The following is a 1,093-nucleotide window of genomic DNA, read 5'->3' on the forward strand; positions in this document are numbered from 1 at the left end:
ACAATAATTTTAAGAACATTTGTAATAGTACTAATACTTCCCATTTTCTTGATTTTTTTGTTGTTCGACTTTACGCTCTCTGCGCTCCTTTAGTTTCTCACTAATTACCTCTGCTATTTCATGAATAATGAGAGGTAATAATTTTAATAGCCCTCGGAAAAACATTACATTCCAGAATGAGCAGGACGTTTCTTTACTAAAGTAACTTTTACCCAGTAACCGACGCCTTCTTTGTTTGCTGGTGATGGTTCGATTTTGTAAAGTTTACCACCTAATTCCATATAACCCGAGTAAAAACCAGTTCCTTTTTTGTCTTTACAGCCTACTAATTGATAAGGATTTCCAAATCTGTCTGTACTAATTCTAGCTTGTTGTGCCATTGTTTTTTATATTAAATGTTTGATAATTGCGATTAAATCGCCTAATTTTTTTAGTAGAAGTATTACCGTGTCTATCAGGAAAATCAATCCGTAGATGCGATAATACTTCATTTTAAATTTATCTTCGTCTTTGTTGAACACGTCTACGAGGGTTTTTATCGTCGTTATGCTTTTTAATCAAATAAATTGCACCAATGATAGAAAGCCCAATTAAGATGTGTTTCCAATGTTTTTTAAACCATGCTGATATGGTATGGTCTGCAACTTCCGCACCTACAGTCCCTAAGCCTTGTTTAACACCTGTAGAAGCACCATTATAGATACCCTCAGTTATACCTTTTGCAAACGATTGAGCACCACTACCAACGATAGCACCAACATTTTGACCCGCATAAGCTAAAGTTTGTTGTCTTAATGCTTCCGCATTTGCTTCCGCAACTTGTCTGTCGTATTCATTTTGAGCGTTTTGCGCATCTTTTTTTGCTTGATGTGCAGCACTAAAACCCTCAACAGTGTTTTGAATCATACCTCCCGCGAAAGGAATAGCACCCATTATTGGAGTGGCAACTTTTACCAAGTTTTTGAACGAAACATTTTTTTTGATGGCTTTACCAATTTTTTTGAAAAATCCCATAATTACAAATGATTTCTTAGAATTAGATTGATAACAGCACCTTGCGTTTTTCTAATATTAATATTAGATACTGCAAGTA

Annotated in this window: 2 protein-coding genes; both read right to left on the reverse strand. The window is 34.9% G+C overall.

Annotated features, from left to right (window positions below; genetic code table 11):
• Positions 1 to 164: 164 nt before the first annotated feature.
• Positions 165 to 380, reverse strand: a complete 216-nt coding sequence (locus SHI72_RS23565; protein ID WP_323491591.1) for a hypothetical protein — start codon at positions 378 to 380, stop codon at positions 165 to 167.
• A gap of 118 nt (positions 381 to 498) precedes the next feature.
• A complete protein-coding gene (locus SHI72_RS23570; RefSeq protein WP_323491592.1) occupies positions 499 to 1,014 on the reverse strand; it encodes a hypothetical protein in 516 nt (171 codons plus the stop codon).
• Positions 1,015 to 1,093: the final 79 nt, after the last annotated feature.

This window comes from Flavobacterium sp. PL02, assembly GCF_035013205.1.
Classification (GTDB): domain Bacteria; phylum Bacteroidota; class Bacteroidia; order Flavobacteriales; family Flavobacteriaceae; genus Flavobacterium.

What these genes read in the sequence shown, in the direction of transcription:
- SHI72_RS23565 (WP_323491591.1), bottom strand. Translation starts at nt 380, where the DNA reads ATGGCACAACAAGCTAGAATTAGTACAGACAGATTTGGAAATCCTTAT.
- SHI72_RS23570 (WP_323491592.1), bottom strand. Translation starts at nt 1,014, where the DNA reads ATGGGATTTTTCAAAAAAATTGGTAAAGCCATCAAAAAAAATGTTTCG.